Source organism: Streptococcus sp. 449_SSPC (assembly GCF_001073005.1).
GTDB lineage: Bacteria > Bacillota > Bacilli > Lactobacillales > Streptococcaceae > Streptococcus > Streptococcus salivarius_F.
The window spans coordinates 126061-144971 of sequence record NZ_JVGR01000002.1; the positions used below are offsets into that span (position 1 = coordinate 126061).

20 protein-coding genes and 1 riboswitch are annotated in these 18911 nt (G+C 40.5%); of the genes, 9 read left to right on the forward strand and 11 right to left on the reverse strand.

The window, feature by feature from the left end; translation table 11 throughout:
- Positions 1 to 67: 67 nt before the first annotated feature.
- Entirely contained in the window at positions 68 to 823 is a 756-nt protein-coding gene (locus ADH51_RS00635) for a lysophospholipid acyltransferase family protein (protein WP_037599200.1), read from the reverse strand.
- Positions 824 to 953: 130 nt separating this feature from the next.
- Between ADH51_RS00635 and ADH51_RS00640 the strand changes: the two genes are divergently transcribed.
- The 3 genes from ADH51_RS00640 to ADH51_RS00650 are packed head-to-tail and all read left to right on the forward strand — an operon-like array spanning position 954 to position 2976.
- The gene (locus ADH51_RS00640) at positions 954 to 1889 is read left to right on the forward strand and encodes a polysaccharide deacetylase family protein (RefSeq protein ID WP_037599201.1); all 936 of its coding nucleotides are present in this window, start codon (positions 954 to 956) and stop codon (positions 1887 to 1889) included.
- A 49-nt stretch (positions 1890 to 1938) separates the two neighbouring features.
- Positions 1939 to 2703 (forward strand): tRNA1(Val) (adenine(37)-N6)-methyltransferase, encoded by a 765-nt coding sequence (locus ADH51_RS00645; protein WP_037599202.1) that lies wholly within the window; start codon positions 1939 to 1941, stop codon positions 2701 to 2703.
- 3 nt (positions 2704 to 2706) lie between these two features.
- On the forward strand, positions 2707 to 2976 hold the full coding sequence (locus ADH51_RS00650; RefSeq protein WP_037599203.1) for a GIY-YIG nuclease family protein: 270 nt from the start codon (positions 2707 to 2709) through the stop codon (positions 2974 to 2976).
- Positions 2977 to 3032: 56 nt separating this feature from the next.
- Here ADH51_RS00650 and ADH51_RS00655 read toward each other — a convergent pair whose 3' ends face one another.
- The 3 genes from ADH51_RS00655 to ADH51_RS00665 form a co-directional block, all read right to left on the reverse strand.
- On the reverse strand, positions 3033 to 4619 hold the full coding sequence (locus ADH51_RS00655) for a DEAD/DEAH box helicase (RefSeq protein WP_048673827.1): 1587 nt from the start codon (positions 4617 to 4619) through the stop codon (positions 3033 to 3035).
- Positions 4620 to 4813: 194 nt separating this feature from the next.
- Positions 4814 to 5719 carry a magnesium transporter CorA family protein gene (locus ADH51_RS00660; RefSeq protein WP_048673829.1) on the reverse strand — a complete coding sequence of 302 codons (906 nt, stop codon included), beginning with the start codon at positions 5717 to 5719 and terminating at the stop codon, positions 4814 to 4816.
- Between the two features lie 12 nt (positions 5720 to 5731).
- Positions 5732 to 6112, reverse strand: a complete 381-nt coding sequence (locus ADH51_RS00665) for a PH domain-containing protein (RefSeq protein WP_013991039.1) — start codon at positions 6110 to 6112, stop codon at positions 5732 to 5734.
- Between the two features lie 103 nt (positions 6113 to 6215).
- Positions 6216 to 6335: riboswitch (TPP riboswitch) on the forward strand.
- Between the two features lie 81 nt (positions 6336 to 6416).
- Here ADH51_RS00665 and thiT point away from each other — a divergent pair.
- The 3 genes from thiT to ADH51_RS00680 all read left to right on the forward strand — a co-directional run bounded on the left by thiT (position 6417) and on the right by ADH51_RS00680 (position 9319).
- On the forward strand, positions 6417 to 6992 hold the full coding sequence (thiT, locus tag ADH51_RS00670) for an energy-coupled thiamine transporter ThiT (protein WP_048673832.1): 576 nt from the start codon (positions 6417 to 6419) through the stop codon (positions 6990 to 6992).
- Between the two features lie 168 nt (positions 6993 to 7160).
- Positions 7161 to 8024, forward strand: coding sequence for a helix-turn-helix domain-containing protein (locus ADH51_RS00675; protein WP_048673834.1), 864 nt, complete (start codon positions 7161 to 7163; stop codon positions 8022 to 8024).
- Positions 8025 to 8140: 116 nt separating this feature from the next.
- On the forward strand, positions 8141 to 9319 hold the full coding sequence (locus tag ADH51_RS00680) for a ryptide export MFS transporter (RefSeq protein ID WP_048673836.1): 1179 nt from the start codon (positions 8141 to 8143) through the stop codon (positions 9317 to 9319).
- A gap of 182 nt (positions 9320 to 9501) precedes the next feature.
- Here the strand turns inward: ADH51_RS00680 and ADH51_RS00685 are convergent, their stop codons facing one another.
- The 3 genes from ADH51_RS00685 to ADH51_RS00695 all read right to left on the reverse strand — a co-directional run bounded on the left by ADH51_RS00685 (position 9502) and on the right by ADH51_RS00695 (position 13523).
- The gene (locus ADH51_RS00685; RefSeq protein ID WP_002884210.1) at positions 9502 to 11046 is read right to left on the reverse strand and encodes a peptide chain release factor 3; all 1545 of its coding nucleotides are present in this window, start codon (positions 11044 to 11046) and stop codon (positions 9502 to 9504) included.
- A 349-nt stretch (positions 11047 to 11395) separates the two neighbouring features.
- Complete coding sequence (locus ADH51_RS00690; RefSeq protein WP_048673838.1) at positions 11396 to 12061, reverse strand: TIGR02206 family membrane protein; 666 nt, start codon at positions 12059 to 12061, stop codon at positions 11396 to 11398.
- Positions 12062 to 12149: 88 nt separating this feature from the next.
- A complete protein-coding gene (locus ADH51_RS00695) occupies positions 12150 to 13523 on the reverse strand; it encodes a UDP-N-acetylmuramoyl-tripeptide--D-alanyl-D-alanine ligase (RefSeq protein ID WP_048673839.1) in 1374 nt (457 codons plus the stop codon).
- A gap of 142 nt (positions 13524 to 13665) precedes the next feature.
- Between ADH51_RS00695 and ADH51_RS00700 the strand changes: the two genes are divergently transcribed.
- Genes ADH51_RS00700 through ADH51_RS00710 form a run of 3 tightly spaced genes read left to right on the forward strand, consistent with a single transcriptional unit; the run spans position 13666 to position 15728 of the window.
- Positions 13666 to 14361 carry a hypothetical protein gene (locus ADH51_RS00700; RefSeq protein ID WP_239682161.1) on the forward strand — a complete coding sequence of 232 codons (696 nt, stop codon included), beginning with the start codon at positions 13666 to 13668 and terminating at the stop codon, positions 14359 to 14361.
- Positions 14330 to 15058: a hypothetical protein gene (locus ADH51_RS00705; protein ID WP_048673841.1), complete on the forward strand. Its 729-nt coding sequence runs from the start codon at positions 14330 to 14332 to the stop codon at positions 15056 to 15058. Before ADH51_RS00700 ends, ADH51_RS00705 begins: the two co-directional genes overlap by 32 nt.
- Positions 15027 to 15728, forward strand: a complete 702-nt coding sequence (locus tag ADH51_RS00710) for a hypothetical protein (RefSeq protein ID WP_048673843.1) — start codon at positions 15027 to 15029, stop codon at positions 15726 to 15728. Before ADH51_RS00705 ends, ADH51_RS00710 begins: the two co-directional genes overlap by 32 nt.
- Before the next feature lie 99 nt (positions 15729 to 15827).
- Here ADH51_RS00710 and ADH51_RS00715 read toward each other — a convergent pair whose 3' ends face one another.
- The 4 genes from ADH51_RS00715 to ADH51_RS00730 are packed head-to-tail and all read right to left on the reverse strand — an operon-like array spanning position 15828 to position 18803.
- Positions 15828 to 16682 carry a cysteine ABC transporter substrate-binding protein gene (locus ADH51_RS00715; protein WP_002891583.1) on the reverse strand — a complete coding sequence of 285 codons (855 nt, stop codon included), beginning with the start codon at positions 16680 to 16682 and terminating at the stop codon, positions 15828 to 15830.
- A gap of 43 nt (positions 16683 to 16725) precedes the next feature.
- Complete coding sequence (locus ADH51_RS00720; protein ID WP_014632733.1) at positions 16726 to 17484, reverse strand: amino acid ABC transporter ATP-binding protein; 759 nt, start codon at positions 17482 to 17484, stop codon at positions 16726 to 16728.
- A 1-nt stretch (position 17485) separates the two neighbouring features.
- Complete coding sequence (locus ADH51_RS00725) at positions 17486 to 18163, reverse strand: amino acid ABC transporter permease (RefSeq protein ID WP_014632732.1); 678 nt, start codon at positions 18161 to 18163, stop codon at positions 17486 to 17488.
- Positions 18123 to 18803 carry an amino acid ABC transporter permease gene (locus tag ADH51_RS00730; protein WP_002884251.1) on the reverse strand — a complete coding sequence of 227 codons (681 nt, stop codon included), beginning with the start codon at positions 18801 to 18803 and terminating at the stop codon, positions 18123 to 18125. The genes ADH51_RS00725 and ADH51_RS00730 overlap by 41 nt, the downstream gene beginning before the upstream one ends.
- Positions 18804 to 18911: the final 108 nt, after the last annotated feature.

The following is an 18911-nucleotide window of genomic DNA, read 5'->3' on the forward strand; positions in this document are numbered from 1 at the left end:
AAAAATTAAAAAAATATATCAAAAAGTAAAAAACTCCATCAGATCTATGTCTGACAGAGTTATTTGCTTATTTCTGCGTTTCTTTGGCACGGTGTTTTTCAGGGTTCCAAACAAAGCTAGCTACATATGAGAAAGCCATGGTCAAAAGCACTGCAATGATAGCCACAAGAGCGAGAGGTACACGGTAAATATATGTCAATGGGTTTGGTTTTTTGCCTGTTTGATAGCTCAAAGCTTCTTCATCGAGACGATCAAATTCAGACTGGATACGACGAGCAACCTCTTGAATATTTTCGTCATTCAAACGCTTCAAATCTGAAATATCAATAGGATTACCATAGTTCATATCCACACGTTCACCCGTCAAGAGCCCCTTGAGCTCACGAGGTCCTTGATAGACAACTGGCATAATCTTAACCTTGGCCATCTTAGCGATGACCGCAACTCCACCCTTAACATCAGAAGAATGACGGCTACCACTTGGGAACATAATCAAACTACGATTACTCTTCTTAAGCATGTTAACAGGGTACTTGATAGCTTCTTGACCAGGATTTTCACGGTCAATTGGGAAGGCGCCACACATGCGAATCCACCAACCAAAGATACGACTCTTGAAGAGTTCTTTCTTAGCCATGAAAATAAACTGCTTAGGACGGGCTGAAAAAGCCATATAAACAGGGTCCCACCACGTTCGGTGCGGAGCAACCAAGATGTAGTTTTCATCCTTGTTCAATAATTTATCGCGATTGTGGTAATGGGCATTACCATTGATAATCCAAAGAAGGAAGACAACAAGCCCACGTAAATAAGCGTAAAACACGTTTTTACCTCTTTTTCTACAAGTTTTTTACTATTATACCAAAAAAAGGAGATCTTTTTTCATCGAATTTCTTTGTAAAAGTCTTGAAAATGGTGTGGCACTTTCTAATAGTTTGAGCTATAATGTAACTATGAAAAAAAGTATTGAGATTATAGGGAAAAATCGAAAGGCACTTAATCTTTGCCTCATTATTGCAAACTTGGCTGTTTTGGCTATCCTAGGCTTTGTCCTATTCCAACGCCATAACACGAAATCTGAACAAGTAGCCAAGGCTGAAAAGACTGAACAAGTCGCTAATAGCACAACTTCATCTTCAGAAAAAGCTAAAGAAGATGATAAGACACAACTTAAAAAAGGTAGTAACCACAGCATCGCAGCTTCTGACTATGCTTACGATGTTACTGCTGTGAATAATACTATTCGAGGCAAGTCTCAGGATATCGACGACAAGGTAGTCTTTTTAACGTTTGACGACGGGATTGATCCAACACTGACCCCACAAGTCATGAGTATTTTGAAAGAATATGGTGTTCATGCCACATTCTTCCACATTGGTTACACCATTACACAAGAAAATGCGGACATCCTCAAACGCCAAATTACAGAAGGACATGCTATTGCCAACCATAGCCTCAGCCACAACTTTAATCTCCTTTATCCAGGACGTGTTCCTAATCAAAGTCAGATTGTTTCTGAGGTTAACCAAACCATGGCTAATTTCCAAGCCATCCTAGGTAAAGACTTCAAAACAAGAATTTTCCGTTATCCTGGTGGTCATATGTCATGGCAAGGTCTAGAAAGTACTGACCAAGCTCTCGCCAAGGAAGGTGTCCAGTGGATTGACTGGAATATGCTTTGTGGAGATGCAGAACCAGCCTCTGTTCGCCCAACGACATCTGAAACCATGATGGCCTACTTGGATGGTTCACAAAAATATTTCCCTGAGAGTCATGTTAAGGTTGTCCTTATGCACGACACTGCTGGTAAGGAGCTCACAGTTCAGACCCTTCCACAAATCATCGAATACTTCAAAGATCAAGGCTACACCTTTGGTGTCCTGGAGTAATCACTCACAACAGTTCCTTTGGGAGCTGTTTTTTGTTACAATAAAAGTTATGACAAATCCAATTTTAAAAGATGGAGAACGCATTGACCAACTCTTCTCCACAGATGTAAAAATCATTCAAAATAAGGAGGTCTTCAGCTATTCTATCGACAGTGTCCTCCTCTCGCGATTCCCAAAAATTCCAAAGAAGGGGTTAATCGTCGACCTCTGTTCGGGAAATGGTGCCGTTGGCCTCTTTGCTAGTACACGCACTGAGGCACCAATTACCTTGGTTGAACTACAAGAACGCCTGGCTGACATGGCCAAACGTTCCGTCACTCTCAACCAACTAGAGGACCAGGTGACCGTTGTCAATGACGACCTGAAAAATTTGCTTGACCATGCCCCACGATCTCAGGTGGACCTTATTCTCTGTAACCCTCCCTACTTTAAGGCGACAGAAACATCCAAGAAGAATCTGTCCGAGCACTACCTCTTAGCCCGTCACGAAATCACGACCAATCTAGAAGAAATTTGCCAGGTCGCTCGTCATGCCCTCAAATCTAACGGACGTATTGCCATGGTGCATCGTCCTGACCGCTTTTTGGATATCATCGATACTATGCGCCAGTATAATCTAGCGCCTAAACGCATCCAGTTTATCTATCCTAAAATGGGACGTGAGGCTAACATGCTCCTGATTGAAGCCATTAAAGACGGTTCGACAGATGGCTTGAAAATCCTTCCACCTCTCTTTGTTCACAAGGAAAATGGTGACTATACCGACGAAATCTTTGAGATTTACTTTGGAAAAAAGACTGAGGGTGAGTCCTAAACGATGATAGAAAAGGATAGCAAGGCCTACATGTATGTGGTTGAGTGTGCCGATGGCACCCTCTATACAGGCTATACCACAGACGTCGAACGCCGCCTCAAAACCCATAACTCAGGCAAAGGCGCCAAGTACACCAGAGCCCGCCTACCAGTTAAACTCCTCTACACAGAAGCCTTCGCCAGCAAACCAGAAGCCATGAGCGCCGAAACACTCTTTAAGAAAAAAAGCCGAGAGAAAAAACTAGCTTATATCAAAGAACACACGGAAAAATAACCGTGTGTTTTTTTGATATTAATTGAAAAACGCTCTATTTTCATAGAGCGTTTTCATTATTTATCACCCTTGTTACGGATAACAAAGCCGTTTTTCTTTTCACTTGAGGTACGGTGTGGGCGTTTGTTGCCACGGTTTTCGAAGTCACGGCTATTCTTCTTAGACTTGCGTTTGAAGTCACGACGGCCACCATCTCGGTCATCGCGGTTACGGTCGCCACGGTATCCACCACGACGGTTGTTATCGCGACCACGGTTGCCACGGCCACCTTTGCCGCCTTTACCACCAAAGCCACCACCTGATGGTTTGAATGGCAATGGTTTTTCACGTGCAATTTCCACTTCTGGCATTGTCTCTGGGTCTTGAACGGTCAAGCTCAAGATGTAAAGTGCCAATTCTTCAGGAGTGAATTCTTGAGCCAATTTAACCGCATCACCCTTGAACTTGTCAAAGTTAGAACGGATAGCTTCATCCGCAAAGTCACGTTCGATCTTCTTAAGGGCAACTTTCTTCTTAGCTTGGAAGGCTTCTTGAGCTGTTGGTGGCTTAAGGCCTTTCATGCGTTTCTTGGTCAAATTTTCGATGATTCCCAAGTAACCCATTTCGTTTGGTGCTACGAAAGTAATAGATTGACCTGATTGGCCTGCACGTCCTGTACGTCCAATACGGTGAACGTAGCTTTCTGGATCTTGTGGAATATCGTAGTTGTAGACGTGAGTGACACCTGAAATGTCAAGACCACGCGCTGCAACGTCTGTCGCAACCAAGATATCGATTTGGTCGTTCTTGAAGTCACGGATAACACGAAGACGCTTGTTTTGGTCAAGGTCACCGTGGATACCTTCTGCACGGAAACCACGAAGTTTCAAACCACGTGTCAACTCATCCACACGACGTTTGGTACGACCAAAGACAATTGACAATTCTGGTTGGTCAACGTCCATAAGGCGAGTCATGGTATCAAACTTCTCTTGTTCCTTCACTCGGATAAAGTATTGGTCAACGTTAACATTGGTCAATTCTTTAGCCTTGATTTTCACATGCTCAGGGTCTTTCATGAACTGCACACCAATACGTTTGATGGCATCAGGCATAGTTGCTGAGAAAAGGAGAGTTTGACGTTCTTCTGGTACTCGGCTAATGATAGCTTCAATGTCTTCAAGGAAGCCCATGTTAAGCATTTCATCCGCTTCATCCAAAATCAAAGTCTCAATGTTATTGAGTTTAAGAGCCTTACGTTTGATAAGGTCAAGGAGACGACCTGGTGTCCCTACAACGATGTGGGCACCTGAACGGAGGGCCTTGATTTGTTTTTCAATGCTAGAACCACCGTAAACTGAGCGAACTTTAACGCCTTTGTCACGACCAAAACGGAAAAGCTCTTCTTGAGATTGCACTGCCAACTCACGTGTTGGGGCAATAACAAGGGCTTGGATTGTATTTTCTTCTGTACGAATTTTATCTAGGGTAGGCAAACCAAAGGCAGCTGTTTTACCAGTACCAGTTTGGGCCTGACCGATAACATCCTTACCTTCAAGAGCGAGTGGAATTGTCAACTCTTGGATAGGTGATGGTTTTTCAAAACCAACAGCTACAACAGCTGATTGGATGTCTTCTGATAGGTTTAAATCTGTAAATTTCAAAGTATTCTTCTTTCTATTTGAAGGCGGTGCGAAGCCACCTTATGAGACTTGGTTGTGTAGTAGATTAACTACCTGTATTTAATAGTCGTTTATTTTAACAACTCATCTAGTCTATCATATTTAGAAATAAAAAGACAGAAAATAACGTTTTAAAACCGCCTCCAATTTAAGAAGACGGTTTCACTCACTAATTATTATTTATGGACCAACCAACGTAGGTAGCGGGCCAAGACCAAACAAAGAATTACACTACCGATAATGATGAAAATCCAGGCCGGACTGACAGTCATAAACGGTAAAGGAACATTCATCCCAAAGAAACCGGTAATGACGGCGAGCACTCCCAAGAGTACCTCAATAATAGTCAAATTACTCAAGTTGTTGTTCAGATTATTGTTTAGGATATTATTATAAGAACCTGATAGTTGCTGTAAGACCTTAGAAATGAGGTCCGTCATGGCTACTAACTGTCTAGCTTCAATCATAGCATCATCAAACTGTTCTTTTTCGACCTCGTTGAGACGACGATAAATGGCGTGTCCCTTGATGTGCTCCAAAAGGAGACGGTTTTGTGTAGCGGCAGCCACCAAATAGACCATGCCTGTTTCCAAATCTGAAAGGTCGTAAAGATTCTTACTTGTCGTAGTCTGCCTTAGACGTCGACTAACCTCATCTTTTTGCTGATCCAAACGTTCAATGACGGGATAGTAGGCATTTGAAATCATCTCAAGTCCTGCAAAGAGCAATTTATAAATGGACAAATCCTCATGGTTATCCACATAGTCTTGCATTTTGTTAATCACATAAGCATTATCCTCGTTACTAATGGTCACCAAACGCGTATCTTGTACAATAAAGGTCAGAGGAATGGTTTCATAGTATTCCTTGTCCTTCTCAAGAGCCAGGACATTATAGATAAAGGTAATTGTCCCATTCTCACGGTTGTAGTCCATGTGGGCTCGTTCATTTTTATCCAAGGCATACTCTATGGTTTCCTGATCAATATCATACTTGGTATAAAGGTAGGACTGCTCAGAAATAATATCTGAGTCAATATTAATCCAGTGACGCTTATAACCCAGTTCTTTTTCAATAAACATTTTTCTTCCTCATTACTTTAGCACTGCTGCTGCCAAAGCTTGTTGAATTTCAAAGACATTATTATCACTCTTAAATTGAAGGACCTCTGCGGGCTCCAATGCTGATGAAATCCAAATCTTAAGTTCAGCATCTAGGTCAAAGTGCCCTGAACTTTCTACAGTAAAACGAGAAATCGAGTGATAAGGGATAGACTTGTAGGAAGTCTTCTTCCCTGTAACACCTTGCTTATCGACTAAAATCAAGCGCTTCTCTGTAAAGACAATCAAGTCACGAACAAGGACATAGGCTAACTCCACTTGTTCACCTGGAATTAAGATGCCCTCCAATTGGCGCTCAACTTTATCATTATCTTTTTTAGATGCGTTACCAAGCAGTCCTGAAAAAAGTCCCATAGTTGTTTCTCCTTTTTTATTGTAAAGATAATCCTTGCTTTAACTATACCACAATTTTAGGATTTCAGACACTTGCAGAAATGGGTTTCTAGTAGTACAATTAAAGAGTCACAAGAGGAGCAATTGCTGAGAATGGCTAGCTTGATTTTTTCGTCAAGACCTGCCTAAACTCTTACCACCTGATCAGGTTAGGACCTGCGTAGGGATGTGTCTCAAAATAGATTGAAATAGAGGAACTTCTATGACGTCGTTTTGATGTGGCAAAAAACAGCCAATCAAGACGATTGGTATAGGAGGTTTTTTTATGTCGAAAACGAATATTCGACCAATGATTGAGGTTGCCCTTTTTGCAACCATTGCTTATATCCTGGACCTAGTTACCCAGCCCATGTCACTAGGCCCTTGGATTTCCCTTTCCTTTAAGATGGTACCTATCTTTCTCCTCAGTTTTCGCTGGGGCTTAAAAGCTGGTGCTATGGGCGGTCTTATCTGGGGACTACTTCAAGTGGTGACAGGACAGGCAGCCGGTGGTTGGCTAACCTTAACACAAGGTTTTCTGGAATATTTTGTCGCCTTTAGTCTGATTGGTATCAGTGGTGTGGTCAAACCAGCCCTTGATAAAGCCATTAAACAAGGCAATAGAGTCAAGTCTCTGATGGTGATTACTGAGGGGATTCTGCTTGGTAGTTTTGCTCGTTACCTCATTCACTTTATAGCCGGTGTCATCTTTTGGGGAAGCTATGCCCCTAAAGGACAAAGCCCTTTTCTCTATTCATTTATTGTCAATAGCTCATCCTTCCTTGGAGAAACATTGGCCAGCCTCATCGTTTTCTTCGCCCTACAACGATTCCTAGGCAGGTTACTCAATACGGAAAAATAAAAGAAACCATAGGACAGTCTTAAGTGGCAGTCCTATGGTTTTTCTTGTTTATATAAAAAACAGCAATTATTGCCTATTCACAGTAATAACCTCACTTTTGTTTTACTATTTTTTATGTTAAGATACAAAAAGATATATGTTCCCATATATGCAAACTGGAGGTTTCCCATGCAAAAATTTGGAGAAATTTTTAAAAAATTTCGCGAATCAAGAGGGATACGATTAAAAGATGTCGCAAAAGCTGGTATCTCGACATCTCAACTGTCTCGTTTTGAAAAAGGTCAGACAGACTTAACCATTACAAAGTTTATGTTGATATTGGACGAGATTAATATGCCTATTGACGAATTCATGTATGCTGTCCATGATTTTCATCGTGATGAACTGAATGAACTATTAGCAAAGATTCAGTTTTTTGTATCAACTCATGATATTAATGGATTAAAGAAACTACTTAATTCCCAACTAAAATCAGAACATAAACGAGAAAAATTTCATCACATTAATACTATTTTATTAAAAATTCGCTTGCAGGATTTATCGGGAGAAAGCTATTATACACAGCAGGACCTAACCGATTTAACCGATTATCTATTTAGTGTTGAGTACTGGGGTTATTATGAATTATTAATTTTTGCAAATACCTTAGATGTGTTGAACCATGAGACTCTTATGGTTTTGGCAAAGGAGATGTCTAGAAGGTCTGATTTTTACAAAGAGATTCCTAATAATCGACGCATGATATCAACCATGTTATTAAATGTTTATATTACATGTATAGAAAGAGGAGAGCTCATTGATGCACTGTATTTCGAAAAACAATTAAACCAATGCTTTTTTATCGAGACTGAAATCTATGAACGATTGGTTTTTCAATATGCACAAAATTATTATCAATATAAAAAAGAAGGAAGCAATCAGTCTATTATCGAAATGAAGAAATGTATTGGTGCCATGAAATTGGCAGGGAGCGAGCATATTGCAAAGACTTATGAAGCACATTTGAAAAAATTGATAGAGGAAAATAGTTAGCAAGCATATATGGGAAATTATTAAATAAGATTATTATTCTTGTAAAATTATTTTGTTTAAAAAATATGTGAATCCAATTTCATTTCCAGATTTGGTAACCAATATGGAGAAACGATATGTCTAAATCCTTTCTGAAATTACTTATCTCTCAGTTATTTGCTAACTTAGCTGACATTTTTCTCAGGGTATCTCTCATTGCAAATATCTACGTCATTACAAAATCCGTTATTGCAACCTCAATGGTTCCGATTCTAATCGGATTGTCAGCTTTCGTGGCAAGCCTTCTGGTGCCATTAGTAACTAAAAAACTAGCCTTAAATAGAGTGCTTTCATTCACTCAATGTGGAAAGACTTTTTTATTAGCAATACTCCTTGTAATGCTCATTAAGGCTCAATTTGTTCCAGCCTTAGGAATGTATATCTTTGTTGTCGCTATTTCTATCTTAGATGGCTTTGCGTCGCCCGTATCTTATGCCATGATTCCTAGATATGCCACAAATTTGGGAAAGGCAAATGCTGCCTTATCAATGAGTGGTGAGGGAGTACAATTGATTGGTTGGGGACTAGGCGGTCTCTTATATACTTCGCTTGGTCTTTTTCCCACACTGTTGATAGTCTTACTCCTTTATCTCCTCTCCACTTTTGTGATGCTCTTTCTTCCTCAGGCTAAAATAGAGCAGTTAGAAGCGGAGACAAATATTGATACTCTAGTAAAAGGATGGAAGTTAGTTGCAAAAAATCCTAAATTAAAGTTATTTGTTCAAGCAAATTTATTAGAGGACTTCTCCAATACAATCTGGGTATCGTCTGTAATCCTTGTTTTTGTAACCGAGGTGTTAAAACAAACTGAAAGTTACTGGGGCTACTCAAATACAGCCTATTCCCTTGGTATCATTTTAGGTGGAATAATTGTCTACAAACTATCCGAAAAGTTTTTAGCGCATAAGTGGAAAAGTATTCTCTTTTCACTCTTAGCAATGGCGACCATCACAGCCAGTATCCTCTTTTTCTCAAATACACAAACATTTTTAATTTTCTCCAGTTTAATCGGCTTCTTTTCTCAGTTAAAAGAAGTACCTGAAAGTGTCTTTCTTCAGGAAACTGTCGATGAAAATCAGTTAGTACATGTTTATTCTGTATTTGAAGTCATTTCAACCCTTGCTTTTTCAGTTTTCGTCTTTCTGATGAGTTCTATTACTGAAAAATTTGGAATTACAACAAGTTTCTGGCTATCAACAATTTGTATACTTTTAGAAGCTGGCTTGATTTATCATAATCGTAATTATCTAAAGTAATTAATCATAGGTATACTTGATAACTATTAGGTTTATAAAAATATAGGACTATCTGATTAGATAGTCCTATATTTTGTGTTGTTTTAGAGACGTGGCGTAGTTAGTGAGACGGCTAGCTAGCCACAAGATAGTGGCTAGCGTCAAAAGATGAACGATTTAAAATCGTCATCTTTTGTGCCGTATTACATCTTCTCTTCCAATGTTACATCTGGATATTTATCCGCAAACCAACGGAGGGCAAAGTCATTTTCAAAGAGAAATACTGGTTGGTCAAAGCGGTCTTTAGCCAAGATATTTCGGCTTGATGACATGCGTTCATCAAGGTCCTCAGGTTGGATCCAACGCACAGTCTTTTTACCCATTGGTGTCATAACAACTTCAGCATTGTATTCATTTTCCATACGATGTTTGAAGACTTCAAACTGAAGTTGACCAACGGCACCAAGCATATATTCGCCTGTTTGGTAGTTGGTGTAGAGCTGGATAGCTCCTTCTTGCACCAATTGTTCAATTCCTTTGTGGAAGGACTTCTGTTTCATGACGTTTTTAGCAGAAACTTTCATGAACAACTCTGGCGTAAAGGTTGGTAGTGGCTCAAATTCAAATTTGTTTTTACCTACAGTAAGGGTATCACCAACCTGGTAAGTTCCTGTATCGTAAACCCCGATAATATCTCCAGCCACGGCATTTTCGACATTTTCACGAGATTCGGCCATGAACTGAGTGACGTTAGAGAGCTTAGCTCCTTTACCAGTACGGGTTAGGTTAACACTCATACCACGCTCGAATTCACCAGACACGATACGAACAAAGGCAATACGGTCACGGTGACGTGGGTCCATGTTGGCTTGGATTTTGAAAACAAAACCAGAGAAATCCTTGTTAAGAGGATCAATCTCATCACCATCAACTGTCTTGTGGCCATGTGGTTCTGGCGCAAATTTAAGGAAGGTATCGAGGAAGGTTTGAACCCCAAAGTTAGTAAGGGCAGAACCGAAGAAGACCGGTGTCAGTTCACCAGCTAAAATCGCTTCCTCAGAGAATTCATTACCCGCTTCTGTCAAGAGTTCAATATCTTCTTTAGCTTGCTCATAGAATGGGTTGTTGGCAAAAAGAGTATCACCATCTTCAATCTTGGCAAAGCGCTCGTCACCTTTATAGAGCTCCAAGCGTTCATTATAGAGGTCATAAAGTCCTTCGAAGGCTTTACCCATACCGATAGGCCAGTTCATTGGGTAGCTAGCAATACCAAGCACTTCTTCCAACTCTTCCAAGAGGTCAAGTGGCTCACGTCCATCACGGTCCAATTTATTCATGAAGGTGAAGACAGGAATCCCACGGTGTTTGACAACTTCGAAAAGTTTTTTGGTTTGGGCCTCAATACCTTTGGCTGAGTCAACGACCATGACGGCAGCGTCAACCGCCATAAGGGTACGGTAGGTATCTTCTGAGAAGTCCTCGTGCCCTGGGGTATCTAGGATATTGACACGTTTGCCGGCATAGTCAAACTGCATCACAGATGAGGTTACTGAGATACCACGTTGTTTCTCAATATCCATCCAGTCTGATTTAGCAAAGTTTCCAGTTTTCTTACCTTTTACAGTACCAGCTTCACGGATTTCACCCCCAAAGTAAAGCAATTGTTCAGTGATTGTTGTTTTACCAGCATCGGGGTGAGAGATGATGGCAAAAGTACGGCGTTTTTTGATTTCGTCTTGGATACTCATAGTTTTCTTTCTTCTTTGAAAATAATCTTTTTGTTACTTTTCCTTAGTGGTATGGATGTCAGCAGCTTCTTTGTAAATCTCAGAAACTCCATGTCCCAGAGCTACTAATAGCAATAGGTTTTTTACCAGAACGAAAAGCAAGATCGTTGTAGCACTTCTTTCAGAAAATTTCTGTCTTTTGAAAGCTACATTTGTTGTCGAGGCTTGCGATAATTCTCGCAGGCACAGCTCTTTTATTATATCCAAATTACAGTGTGAAAGCAATTCTGAAAGCGTTTTGTGTTAGAATAAAACAAATAAAATGAAAAAACACGCTATCAACTTTCTGATAGCGTGTTTCTTCATTTATTTAATATTTGTCTTCAAAATGCTCCAGACCTTTTTTCATGATTATCATGAGAATAATCAGAGCTCCTGAAACGGCAAGATATTTGACAAATAAGGGAGTTCCCATAATAAATGGCGTGTGTTTAAGCATGCCGTAGTTTCCACCGATAGTCTGATTAACTATTACCAAAGCTAGATTCAATAATAAGGTAGCCACCACAATCAGCCACTGGCTGATGGGATGAGTTTTATAACTATTAAAAATGACATTCAGGCTATTGACCAGTAGGGCATAGTGGCCAATTAGGAAAGAAAAGCCTGTGATATGAGGAAACTCATAGGGATCAAATACTGGATAAATCAATGCACAGTAAGTCCCGACAACTCCCATAATAGCAAAATAGCTCTTTATCTTACTATTTTTCAAGAGGAGAACAGCAAACATTGCCATGCGGCAATGGTAAAGGGGGAGACTAATATAAAGAGGAAAGCCCTGCCAGAGGTACCAAGTGTATAGGGCAAAGAGTTGAATGGCTTGGATAATGAGAAAGGTCCAACGCCACATATTATTCTTATACCAACGCCAGCTCAAGTAACTCAGAAGTACCATTGACAAAAGCATAAGCAAATAATAGGGCAAAGGTATCTGGGGTGGATGAGTTTGGGTGGTTGTCAAAAATTCCTTCATTCTCTTCTCCTGCTGAAATTACTATGCCTGCTATTATATCAAATTTCAGGGTAAAGCAAAAACCTGCTTGGAGAGCAGGTTAGAGAACTTAATTCTTAGCTTGGAGTTCTTCCACGACCTTGGCTAGGTTCATAGAGTTAGAGCCCTTAAGCAAGATTTGATCGTGCTCGCCTAGGCTTTCTTTGATTTGTTTGACCATAGCGTCAAATTGGTCTTCGTCAGCTGTTTTCTTGAAATAATAAACATGACCAAGAGGGAACATTTGACTAGCAAGTTGTGATAATTCTGCAATGTCTTCACCGTAGAAAATCACCGTATCAATAGCATCTGGTGTCAGACTTAGAATCATCTGTGTGTGAAGTTGAACAGACTGTTCACCGAGTTCTTTCATATCAGCTAGGACAGCAATTTTCTTGCCTCCTTCATTCTTAGGAATGGCTGAGAAGGTCTCCAAAATGAGCTTCATGGCTGTTGGATTAGCATTGTAGACGTCGGAAAGAATATCAGCACCATTAGCTGCTTTTTTCCATTCGGTACGATTTTTTGTGAGTTGCAAGTTAGCAAGAGCTGAGAGGATATTTTCCTCAGTTACACCCAAGTGTTTTGCGACATAGGCAGCAACCATGGCATTTGTGGCATTGTATTTTCCAGTGACTGGCAAGGTAACTTGTCCATCTAGGAAGTTAGTTGAGAAGGTGAGGTGGTCCTTGAATTCTGTCAAGTCAGAGACTGTAAGCTCTGCACCATCCCCAAAGCGTACCACTTCAAGATTGCTTGGCAAGAAAGGATCTACGATTGGATCACTTGGCACAAGCAAGAGGCTACCTTCAGGCATACCGTCTTGCATTTGCATTTTACCTTGGGCAATCTTGTCACGGCTACCGAAGAATTCCAAATGAGCCTCTCCGATTAAGGTAACAACGGCTGTTTTTGGCTTCGCCAAGGTTGACAAGAGGTGAATGTCTCCCATGTGGTCTTGTCCCATCTCAAGGACGATTTTCTCTGTATCATCAGGCATGTGGAGGGCTGTATAAGGAAGACCAATCTCGTTGTTGTAATTTCCTTGAGTTTTGTAAGTACGATAGGTTGTTGCCAAGATATCATGAATCATGTCCTTGGTTGTTGTCTTACCATTAGAACCAGTCACAGCAATAACATCAACCTCAGTCTTTTCAAGATAGTAGGCAGCTAGTTTTTGGAAGGCTTCAAGAGCGTCATCAACTAGGATGTGGGCTTGATCGGCCGGTAATTCTTTTTCTGTGAATGTCGCTAGAGCACCATTGTCAAAGGCTGTTTGGATAAAATCGTGCCCGTCACGCGCACCTTTTAGTGGTAAAAAGAGGTCACCCGCTGTAATCTTACGGCTATCAAACTCAATTTGGTTAATGGCAACATCTTCATAGGCTGTGACATCATTTTTAGCGCCAACAACCTTGGCAATTTCATGGAGTGTCAGTTTCATCTTAAAATCCTCTGTTTTATTTTTACAAGTCTGGCAAGAAATAAGATTTTCTTGCCTACAATCACTCCCAATTATATCACAAATCAGGCTAGCTTTTGCTTGGAAGACGAATTTGTTACAATGGTTGATGAAAGGATTAGGCATGACAAAGAAAAAATTAATCAACCTCTCTAAAGGAGAGGAAAATATAAATAGCGCCTGTCAAAGTATCGAAGAACCTAAAGGATGGCACCTTAATTGGAGAAAGATAATCCCACTAGAGCCAACAGCCGAATTGATTATTTTAGTGCTACTGGCACTGCTGTATGGTGGTTTTTATTATTATGATCATTATACAGTCAATGAAGATAACATATATGGTCTCTGGCAGTCTGATCATCATAAGTTAGCGATTTCCTATAAGCATATTCGGAAACGAGGAAATATTGACTGGCAAGTCGTACAGGATGGTAAGTATATTATCTATGCTGCTAGAACTCACCCAGTCAAACGGCTTAATGACGGAACTCTTCACATGGAGCTCTACACTGTGGAAGGCTACCTGACAGACCTACCCACCAAGGACGGCTTCAGCTATATGGATTTCTATCTTCGCAAAAACAATTATCTTACCTATGACGGTGAGTCCTACAAGCGTATCAATTCTGGAAACAAGTCCATCACTTGGAAAGATGGTTCTACCAGCCCTTATGGTGAACGAAAAACCACTATAGATGAGGTTTTTGAAGCCCTCTATTTGATACTTATGGGGATTTGCTCAGTTCTTATCATTACAGAGGCTCGGCAAAAGAGGAGAGAAAAACTAAGTGAGACACCAATCAAAAAGAAAATACGCTGACCGAAAGAAACTCAATCGAAAGTATCATTCACAAAAAGCATATCGAAAAGAACAAAAACGTAAAACCGGATGGCGAGCACGCTGGGATAAATTTACAGACCGTTTAGCCAACATTTTTGGGATATGTTTCCTACTCATGATACCGATTTTCATCGTTTATATGATTTTCTTTGACGATGGGGTTTCTAAAGATGGTATCTACGGTCTGTGGCAATCTGAAAATCATAAGATTGCCATATCATATGAAGAAGGTTCAAAGGGAAGTAAGCGTGATTGGGACATTGTTCAAGATGGAAATGTCCTCATTAAAGATGCACGCGTTGATGATATTAAACGCTTAGAGGATGGCACCCTCTACATTGAAGTTTATGCCAAGGAAAGTCTGTTTTCAGACCTTCCCACAAAGAACGGCTACAACTATTTAAATATGTATGTCCGTAAAGACAATTATTTGACCTATGATGGCGAATCCTACAAACGGATTGATGATGAAAACAAGAGCATTACCTGGAATGATGGTTCAAAATCCCTTTATGGTCAACGAATAACCTTGTTTGATCGTCTGAAACCTTATATCGTATTTGGAATTATTGGTTCTATGATTTTGTATGTCATTTTTGTCGATTGGAGAATAAAAAGAAATCTAAAAAGGAAAAATAGGCTAAATGAGGCATCAACTAAAGAGAAAATACGCTGACCGACAGAAAATTAATATAAGTGACCATTCACAAAATGAATATCGAAGAACACAAAAGTACAAAACTGGATGGCGAGCACGTTGGGGTAAATTCAAAGACCGTTTAGTCAAGATTTTGAGTATTTGTTTTCTAATCATGGTACCTATAGTCAACATCTATATTAGATTCTTTTATGATGGTATCAGTGAAAATAGTATCTACGGGCTATGGCAGTCTGAAAACCACAAGCTTGCTATTTCCTATAACGAAGGAGGAAGAAGTCGTAAGTACGATTGGGAGATTGTACAAGATGGAAAACTCCTTATCAAAAATGCTCGAACTCAGAAAACTAAAGGTCTTAAAGATGGAACCATTTACATTGAAGTTTACGCCAAGGAAAGTCTGTTTTCAGACCTTCCCACAAAGCACGGCTATAACTATTTGAATATGTATGTACGGAAGGATCATTATTTGACTTATAATGATGAGTCCTACAAAAGGATTGATGATAGGGACAAAATCATTACTTGGAAAGATGGCTCTACCTCGGTCTATGGTGAACGCAAAACTTTTTTTGATTATATTGACTCTTTTCTTTTTTGGGGAATGGTGGAAACCGCTTTCTTGTCAATTATTGTCATTGGGTGGAGAAACATAAAAAGCAAAAAGGTGAGAAAAAAATCACCCTAAAACAAAACAACCACTCCTGCTTATATCTAGCTCAGCTAGAAGCAGGAGTGGTTGTTTTATTCTTGTTAAGCAAGACTTCCCCTTAGAGAGGAATTAGTCTTATTTCACTTCGCCACCTTCAACCACGAGATCATCAGCTTTAGCTGCATCACCGTAAGTTGGGTGAAGTGTTTTTTCATAATCTTTGTGGAAGAAATTCTCTTCGCCAAGTTTCTTAATGTCTTTATTGATAAAGTCAAGGAGTTCTTTGTTACCTTTTTGAACGGCTGGGGCAATAGTATCTGGGTTACCAAGTGATGTGATTCCAACTTCGTAGCCTTTATTTTCTAGAGCCCAAGCAAGAACTTCTGTATTATCAGTTGAGAAGGCATCACCACGACCATCAAGGAGGGCTTGGTAAGCATCGCTATATTGGTCATACTTTTGCAATTTGATATTTGGGTAGTTCTTTTCAAAGTAAGTTTCAGCAGTTGTCCCCTTAGTAACAATCAAAGTCTTACCTTCAAGCTCTTTAACGTCCTTAATGACCTTATCTTTAGGTGATACCACACCGATTGAGACTTTCATATAAGGAAGAGCGAAGTCCACTTGTTTCTTACGTTCATCAGTTACTGTGAAGTTGGCAAGCGTAATATCTACCTTGTTTGAAATCAAGAATTCTGCACGGTTGGCCGCATCTACTGAGACGTATTTAGGTTTAACACCCAAGTCTTTAGCCAAACGGTTACCAAGTTCAATATCGTAACCTTGGTAAGCACCCTTGTTATCTACATAACCGAAAGGTTTCTTGTCCGCAAAAACGGCGATACGGAGTTCACCACTCTTCTTAATTTCTTCAATAGTACGTGCTTTGGCTGTTGATTTACCAGAGCTACTGTTACTTGAGCAAGCAGTCACTGCCACCAAGGCAAAGACGAGGGCTAATAGGGCAAAAATTTTCTTTGTTAATTTCATAAATATCTCCTAAAATATTATATTTTTTATTAAAAACAATGGGTTACAAATAGGCACCAAACTGACTAAAATCAAAGACATTGAGGAACTCTTGAGCCCGTTGTGTCTTCGGATGATTGAAGAATTCTTCAGCAGTCCCTTCCTCAGCGATGACTCCCTTATCCATAAAGATAATACGGTCAGCGATGGCACGCGCAAACTGAAGCTCATGGGTGACAATCAACATGGTACGCCCTTCTTGAGCGAGGTCATTAATCAATTCCAGAACTTCACGAACCATCTCAGGGTCAAGCGAAGCTGTCACCTCGTCAAAGAGGATAACTTCAGGATGCATAAGCAGGGAACGGACAATAGCCACACGCTGCTTTTGACCTCCTGACAGTTGTCGTGCGAAGCTATGCTTCTTGTCCAGAAGTCCCACACGGTCCAAAAGTTTCTCAGCCTCCGCAATGACTTCTTCCTTGTTACGTCCTTGAGCTTTGACCGGCCCCAAAATCAGATTTTGCAGGATGTCCAAGTGTGGAAAGAGGTCATAACTTTGAAAGACCATTCCGATTTTCTGACGAATCAAGTGGAAATCCTTCTTACTGCCAGTGATAGACTTGCCATCCAGGAGAATATCGCCTCCTTGAATGGTCTCCAAGCCATTGATGCAACGTAGCAAGGTCGATTTCCCACAACCTGAGGAACCCAGGATAACAACGACTTCACCTTGTTTAACATCCAAGGAGATGCCTTTGAGAATCTCATTGTCCCCAAAGGACTTTCTCAAATCCTTGATTTGTAAAATGCTTTCTGTCATCTTAATTCCTCCAACGATTTTCAAGATAAGTAGACAGCTTAGATACTGGGTAACAAATGGCAAAATAAAGAATCAAAATCGTGCCATAAATCCAGAAAGAAGCTGTTGGAATAGTCAGGCGGTTACTGTCGATAATCTGCTGACCAACCTTGGTCACCTCAACCACGCCAATCAAAACCACCAAGGACGTGGTTTTAATCATACGTGTCACCAGGTTAATAGCCTGAGGCAACAAGCGACGCAAGACCTGTGGAATAATCACATAGGTATAGAGTTGCCCATTGGTCAAGCCAAGGGCCCTTCCGCTCTCAAACTGGTGTTTAGGTAGCGATGTAATTGATCCACGCACCAAATCACCCATCTCAGCCGTTCCCCAAAGGGTAAAGACGATAATAGCCGATAGTTCGCCTGAGATGTTGATGTTAAAATTCCTAGCCAGACCAAAATAAACAATAAAGAGCAAGACCAACTGGGGCATGATACGAATAAATTCCAGATAAATACGTGACAAGAAACGAACAATCTTAGACTTCGAAGTCATGACAATCCCAAAAAGGGTTCCTAGTAAAAGGGACAGAAGAACTGAGACAATGGAAATTCCAATAGTTACGCCTAAACCTTGTAAGATACGTAGGAAATTATTCCCCTGAAGAAGAACCTGAAAGCCCGAATCCTGCATAGCGTAACCTCCTTTCAATCCAACTAAAGACTAGAGAAATCGGCAGCAACATCAAGAGATAAGCCACCACCAACATGCCTAGAGCCACATCGGTTTCGTAGTAAAGACCAATCAAATCCTTGGCCACATACATCAAATCCGCCAAGGCTACCGCTGAGAATACTGACGTTTCCTTGATAAGGAAGATGACGTTAGCACTAAATGACGGAAGCGCCACAGCCACTGCCTGAGGAAGGACCACATAGCGAAAGACTTGGAATGGCGTCAAACCAATAGACAAACCCACTTCATGCTGGGTCTGACTAACAGCCTCTAGACCACTTCGGAAGGACTCCGCCATATAGGAACCACCCAAGAAAATCAAACCTACCACAGCACAAGCCTCTGACGATAGAACCAAACCTATACGAGGCAAGCCAAAGTAGAGAAAGAAGAGCTGAATCAAGAGCGGCGTATTACGAGATAACTCAATATAAGCCGTCGAAAGCTGACTCAAAATCGGCACTCGGTAATGACGAATAACACTCACCACCAAGCCCAAAAGGAAGGAACCAAGAATCCCCAGAACGGCAATATGTAAGGTTAAAAAGAATGCCTTCTGATAAAAGGGCAAATATTGTTGAACAATGGACCAGTCCAAAACTTACCTCCTCATTTAAGATACAAAGGGCGTATAGAATTCCGTAAGCAAATAGGAAACTGACGACGTGTGCTGGCACACTAGGAAGTTTATCTTTTGCTCTAGGAA